The organism is Kitasatospora sp. NPDC059146, from assembly GCF_042786665.1.
Classification (GTDB): Bacteria; Actinomycetota; Actinomycetes; order Streptomycetales; family Streptomycetaceae; genus Kitasatospora.
The window spans coordinates 1-6407 of record NZ_JBHZCY010000230.1; the positions used below are offsets into that span (position 1 = coordinate 1).

3 protein-coding genes and 1 pseudogene are annotated in these 6407 nt (G+C 74.4%); 2 read left to right on the plus strand and 2 right to left on the minus strand.

The genetic code is table 11. From position 1 onward, the window contains the following. Positions 1-474: 474 nt before the first annotated feature. Together ACFXPX_RS43145 and ACFXPX_RS43150 are read right to left on the minus strand one after the other, a co-directional pair. Positions 475-1761 (minus strand): annotated as a pseudogene (locus ACFXPX_RS43145) (SpoIIE family protein phosphatase); the annotation flags it as partial. Between the two features lie 170 nt (positions 1762-1931). Next, positions 1932-3317: an NAD(P)/FAD-dependent oxidoreductase gene (locus ACFXPX_RS43150; RefSeq protein ID WP_380595283.1), complete on the minus strand. Its 1386-nt coding sequence runs from the start codon at positions 3315-3317 to the stop codon at positions 1932-1934. Between the two features lie 538 nt (positions 3318-3855). Here ACFXPX_RS43150 and ACFXPX_RS43155 point away from each other — a divergent pair. Then, a complete protein-coding gene (locus ACFXPX_RS43155) occupies positions 3856-4728 on the plus strand; it encodes a TetR/AcrR family transcriptional regulator (RefSeq protein ID WP_380645047.1) in 873 nt (290 codons plus the stop codon). A gap of 464 nt (positions 4729-5192) precedes the next feature. Further along, positions 5193-6407, plus strand: a 1215-nt coding sequence (locus tag ACFXPX_RS43160) for a sigma-70 family RNA polymerase sigma factor (RefSeq protein WP_380645048.1), incomplete at its 3' end; no start/stop codon positions are given.

Sequence of the window (6407 nt, forward strand, 5' to 3'; positions counted from 1 at the left end):
GGCGTTGACTTTTGGCACGCTGTTGAGTTCTCAAGGAACGGACGCTTCCTTCGGACCGCCTTCCAGCGGGCCCTCCGGGCGCTTCGTTCTTTCGTATTTCCAGCTTACCAGATGTTTTCCGCTCCGTTCTCCGGGGCTTCGTCATCCAACTCGCCGGTGTCTTCTGCGGCTTGACGCCCCGTCCGACGTTTCAAACTCTAGCCGATCCCCGCTCCGAAAAGCGAATCCGGCCGCAATCCGATAAACAGCGCACGCCGAATAAGCACCGAGCCGAGACGCGAAAAAGCGAAACGACCGGCACGAACCGGAAGTGGTGTTTCAAGGGATTGGCTGCCGCGGGGCCGTCCGCGCAGATGCGTGTCCGGTGCTCCATGACAGGCAGCTCGAAGAACACTAGACCTCTGGAGTGGCCGAGTCAAGCACGGCAAGCGAATTTTCGGTGCCGCCCGCGGTGCCGCCCTCGGCGCCCTCCCTGCCCTCGTCCGCCGGCAGCTGGAAGGCCAGGACGGCGACGTCGTCGTCGTGCTCCGAGGTCACGCCCATCGCCCGGAGGAGCCGGGCGCAGATCACCTCGGGGGCGCCGACCGCGCCGGTGAGGGTGCGGGCCAGCAGGTCGAGGCCCTGGTCGATGTCCTCGTCGCGGCGCTCGACCAGTCCGTCCGTATAGAGGACGCCGGTGGTGCCGGGGAGCAGGCGCAGGGTGTGGGAGACGTGCAGGCCGTCCCCGGTGCCGAGCGGGGGGCCGTTCTGCTCCTCACTGCGCAGGATGGTGCCGTCGGGGCAGCGCAGCAGCATGGGGAGGTGGCCGGCCGACGCGTAGGAGAGGGTGCGGCGGCTCGGGTCCCAGACGGCGTAGGTGCAGGTGGCGATCTGGTTGGCGTCGATCTCCATGGCGAGGCCGTCGAGCAGGCGCATCACCTCGTGCGGGGGGAGGTCGAGCCGGGCGTAGGCGCGTACGGCGGTGCGGAGCTGGCCCATCACGGCGGCGGCCCGCAGGCCCCGGCCCATGACGTCGCCGATGACGAGTGCCGTGCGACCGCCGTCGATGGCGATGACGTCGTACCAGTCGCCGCCGACCGCGGCCTCGGCGCCGCCCGGCTGGTAGGTGGCGGCGACCCGCAGGTCGGCGGGCTGGTCGAGCTTCTGCGGGAGCAGGCTGCGCTGGAGGGTGACGGCGGCCTCGCGCTGGCGGCGTTCGGCTTCGCGCAGGCGGGCGGCGGCGAGCACCTGGTCGGTGACCTCGGCCGCGAAGATCAGGACGCCGGCGGGTGGGCCCTCGGCGGGGGTGTCACCGGTGTCGCCCGGGCCGAGCGGGACGCAGGAGACGTTGTAGTAGCGGTTGCCGGTGAGCCCGAGGATGCAGCGCGCCTTGACGCTCCGGGGGCGGCCGCCGCGGATGACCTGGTCCATCAGGGGCAGGACGCCCATGGTGCCGAGTTCGGGGAGGGCCTCCCCCGCGGGCAGGCCGGTGGGGCGTTCGCCGAAGAGTTCGCGGTAGGCCCGGTTGGCGTAGCCGAGCTGGTGGAGCGGGCCGTAGGTGACGGCGACCGGGGCGGGGATGCGGTTGAGCACCTCGCGCAGGTTCTGCGGTTTGAGGGGGTCGAGGAGTTCGGCGGTGGCGGCGGGGCTGGTGGGGTCCCGGGGGCCGGGGACGACGATGCCGTCGGTGGAGGGCGTGCCCTCGTCGGTGCCGGCCCCGTTGGACGGGGCGGCACGCCAGGGGACTCCGGTGAGCCGGGCGCTCCAGCGCATGAGGTTCAAACGACGGCCGCTTCCTCGTTTTCCAGGCATATCATCACTTTTTGTGTGCACAGCATCACATGGGGTAATGACCAGTTCGGGCTGATCCTGTCAGGCGGAGGCCCGGTTCCGGAAGTCGCGCGCCCGGCGTGGCCGTCGGTTCGGCTCCGGACCCCTGGCGGCGGGGTCACTCATCGGGGGGCGTCCGGCCCGGCACCGGACGGCCGCTCCGGCCCGGAATCGAAACCGCCCTCGAAGGCCGAACGCGGGTTCTCCATCGCCCCCAGCGAGACCACCTCGCGGGAGAACACCCCGCCGAGCACCCAGTCCATCAGCACCCGGACCCGTCGCTCCGCGCTCGGCAGCCGCCGCAGGTGCCGGGCCCGGTGCAGCCACCACGCCCGCCGTCCGGTGAGCCGGCCGCCGCGCCGGGTGTGGGCGACGGCCCGGTGCAGCCCCAGCGAGGTGGAACAGGCGGCCGGCCCGGGGCGGTACTCGACGAGGCCCGGCGCGTGCGGTCCACCCGCCAGCGCGACCGCGATGTTGCGGGCGAGCAGCTCGGCCTGGGCGAAGGCGTGCTGGGCGTTGGGCGCGCAGGGTGCGCCGTCCGCGTTCGGGTCGGGTACGGCGGCGCAGTCGCCGGCCGCCCAGACCCCGGGCAGTGCCCGCCCGTCCGGGCCGACGGCCTGGAGGGTGGCCAGGCAGCGGACCCGGCCGGCCGTGTCCAGCGGCAGGTCGGTGTCGCGCAGCAGCGGCGAAGGCCGGACGCCCGCCGTCCAGACCAGGGTGCGGGCGCCGAAGCGGCTGCCGTCGGAGAGCGTGGCGACCCCGTCGGCGGCGGACTCCAGGGTGGTGCGCAGGCGGACGTCGACACCGCGTTCGCGCAGCTGGCCGAGGGTGTGCTCGGCGAGGTCGGCGGACTCCTCGGCGAGGATCCGGTCGCCGGACTCGACCAGGACCCAGCGCAGGTCCTCGGCGCGGACGTTGTGGTAGCTCCGCACGGCGGTGCGGGCCATGTCCTCCAGCTCGGCCAGCGCGCCGACGCCCGCGTAGCCGGCGCCGACGAAGACGAAGGTGAGCGCGGACTGCTGCAGGGCCGGGTCGCGGGTGGCGGAGGCGAGGTCGAGCTGCTCCAGCACGTGGTTGCGCAGGTGCACCGCCTCGCCGACGGTGGAGAAGCCGAGCCCGTGCTCGGCCAGGCCCGGCACCGGAGCGGTGCGGGAGACCGACCCCGGGGCCACCACCAGGACGTCGTAAGGGAGTTCGAGCGGCGCCGGGGTCTCGCCGGGGCTCGCGGCGTCGGCCAGGGCGCGCCGGGCGGCGTGTTCGACGCGGGTGATCCGGGCGGTCACCACCCGGCAGTGCGGCAGGGCCCGGCGCAGCGGGACGACCACGTGCCGGGGATCGATCGAACCGGCCGCGACCTCGGCCAGCAGCGGGTGGTAGGTGGAGTACGCCTGGGGCTCGACCACGGTGATCTCCACCTCGCGGCGCCGCAGCTGTTCCCGCAGGACGCGCTGGAGGTGGAGTGCGGTGGCCATCCCGGCGCAGCCGCCGCCGACGATCAGGATCCTGATGGTGCACCTCCTGCCGGTGTGACGATTCGTCCCGGCCTCGCGGCCGGGGGTGTCCCCCCATCACGCCCCCCTATGAAGGACCGTCGGGGGTGGTCTTGTCCACAGTCCGTACGGGGCTGGTTGCGACGGAAGTGACGGGCGTGGCCAGTTGTGCTTCCCGGGCGACTTTCTGACGCACTTTCGGCTTCGAAGAGCCGTGAACTATGGTCGGATTGTGTGCCGGAGCGGCCACCGCCATGACAACCGGCGGCGACGCACCGTGGAGCGGCCACTACGGCCAGTTCCAGCGTTGGCGCGAGATCCCGACTGGGGGAGAGTCATCCGGGGAAGGGTAGTTCCCGGACGAGGCCCCGGTCGGTGCCGACGCGCCGAGCCGGACGCCGATGCGGTCCGGCGGCACGACCGTGGTCACCGGAACGCGACGGGCGGCACGAGCAATGGGTCATCTGGTCACTTCTGACGAGCTGAGCTGCACCGGGGGGTGCAGGGGCGGGCGACGACAGGGTCCGGTTTCGGACGCCTGCGGGGGAGAGTTGGGATGATGGAACAGAAGCAGGCATTGGGGCGGGCGAGCACACCGCACGCCGGACAGGGCATGGTCCCGGAGCAGCGCGGCCCGGTGGACCTGCCACCGGGCGGGATGTCGTACGCGGCGGTCCCGTACCGGACGGAGCCCCCGCAGGCCACCGCGCCGGTGCCCGGGGCCCGGCTCCGGGTCGACGCGCGGCGGAACCTGGAGAGCGTGCTGCGCGCGGCCCGGGAGGTGTTCGGCGAGTTCGGCTACGGCGCTCCGATGGAGGAAGTGGCGCGCCGGGCCGGGGTCGGGGTCGGCACGGTCTACCGGCGGTTCCCGAGCAAGGAGGTGCTGGTCCAGCGGATCGCCGCCGAGGAGGTGGCCTGGCTGACCGCGCAGGCGCGGGAGTCGCTGTACGGCGGCGACGGCGCCTGGGAGGCACTGGCCGGCTACCTGGCCCGGGCGGTCGGCACCGGGGCGGGGCGGCTGCTGCCGCCGGAGGCGTTCCGGTACGCGGAGGAGCTGGGCCGGGTGCCCGAGCAGCGGGCTCCGGAGGCGCCGGCTGCCGTGCGCTTCGACCTGCGCGGCGAGGAGTCGCACTCCGGGGCGCCGGTCGAACCCTCGGCGGCGGACGCCGATCCGCGGCTGCTGCTGCAACTGCTGGCCGCCCTGGTGGCGCGGGCCGGTGCGGCGGGCGAACTGCGGCCGGGCGTCACGGTGTCGGACGTGGTGCTGGTGCTGACCGCGTCGGTACCGGTGCACGCGGCGCGGCCCTCGGTCACGGCGCCGCCGTCGGCCGGTTTCACGGCGACCGGTCCGCAGCCCGACGGTCAGTCGGCTCCGGGGCCGTCGGACCGGCTGCTGCAGCTCCTGTTGGACGGTCTGCGGGCCCGCTGACCCCGGCTCGGACCGCCCCGGGGCACGGGGCGGTGCCGGTCGCGTCGGTACGGGCGTCGGTCCAGGCACGGTCGACGCACCCGACGCACCCGACGGGCCCGGGAGTTGGACGGGAGCCGGGCAGGACTCGGACGGGAATCGGACGGGAATCGGACGGGACTCGGACGGGAGTTGCGCGGGACACCGGCGCGCGGACAGGGCACGCGCGCCGGGTGCGGCCATCGTGCGACCCCGCGCAACACGCTGGGCGAACACGGCGCGAGGGCCCCTCGGAAGAGTGGGTACCGGCCGGTCCGGCTACCGCCCGTCCCTGCGCTATGCCATCCTTTGCCCGTGGTTGGAGCCAATGTCCCGATGCGCGCCCTTCGCGCGCCGTCGGCGCCGTACGCCGGGGAACCGTGCGCCTACGCACTCCCGCGCGCCCTGCCACACTACGGGGGCTGTCGTGGAATCTGGGGTCCGTTGTGAGCGCCGAGGAACAGAACGACTACGGGTACGGCCTCGACTTCGGGGGCTACTCCGGTAGCGCGGCCGAAGGGTCCGCCGCGGGCCCCGGCGGCACCGGGGCCGCCCAAGTACCCGGCGCCGCAGCCGGTTCGGGCCCGACCCCCGGTTCGAGCCCCGGACACGTCCCCGACCAGGCCGGGATGCCCAGCCGCGAGACGCTGTCCGCCTCCGCCGCCGCGCTGCCGCCCGGCCGGGTGCCCGGCCAGGCCCCCGCCGGCCGCGGCCGCGTCGCCCCCGAGGCCTTCGTCGGCGACGGGCGGACCGCCCGGCCCGGCGCCCGGCCCACCGTCCCGGCCCCCGCCGACCCGGTCGACGGCGACCGCCCGCCCTCCGACGCCGAGTTGACCGCCCGGGTCCGGGCCGGCGACGACCGCGCGTACGAGGAGATCTACCTCCGGCACGCCGACTCGGTGCGCCGCTACGCCCGCACCTGCTGCCGGGACAGCTTCACCGCCGAGGACCTCGCCGGCGAGGTCTTCGCCCGCACCCTGCAGGCGCTCAAGGCGGGCAAGGGGCCCGAGTTCGCCGTCCGCGCCTACCTGCTGACCGCCGTGCGCAACGTCGCCGCCGCCTGGACCCGCAGCGAACGGCGCGAACAACTCGTCGACGACTTCGGCGTGTTCGCCCAGACCTCGGCCGCCGTGGTCGACTACGACCTGGCCGACCCCGGCGCCGACGCCTGGGCGATGGCGATGGCCGACCAGCGGATGGTCATGCAGGCCTACGCCGAACTGCCCGAGGACGACCGGATGGTGCTCTGGCACACCGAGGTCGAGCAGGAATCGCCCAAGACCGTCGCCGTGATGCTCGGCAAGACCGCCAACGCCACCGCCGTCCAGGCCCACCGGGCCCGCGACCGACTGGCCGCCGCCTTCCTCCAGGCCCACGTCTCCGGCAGCCAGGCCGGCAGCTGCGAGGCCTACGCCAACCGGCTCGGCGCGTACGCCCGCGGCTCACTGCGCAAGCGGGCCTCGGCCGAGGTCGGACGGCACCTCAAGGAGTGCGACCGCTGCACGGCGGCCTGCCTCGAACTCGCCGAGATCAACACCGGCCTGCGCGCGCTGCTGCCCGGCGGCGTGCTGGTCTGGGTCGGGGTCGGCGGGTTCAGCGCCGCCGCGGCCGCCCTGGGCGGGGCCGCCGCCGTCGGCGGCGCCGCCGCGGGCACGGCGGCC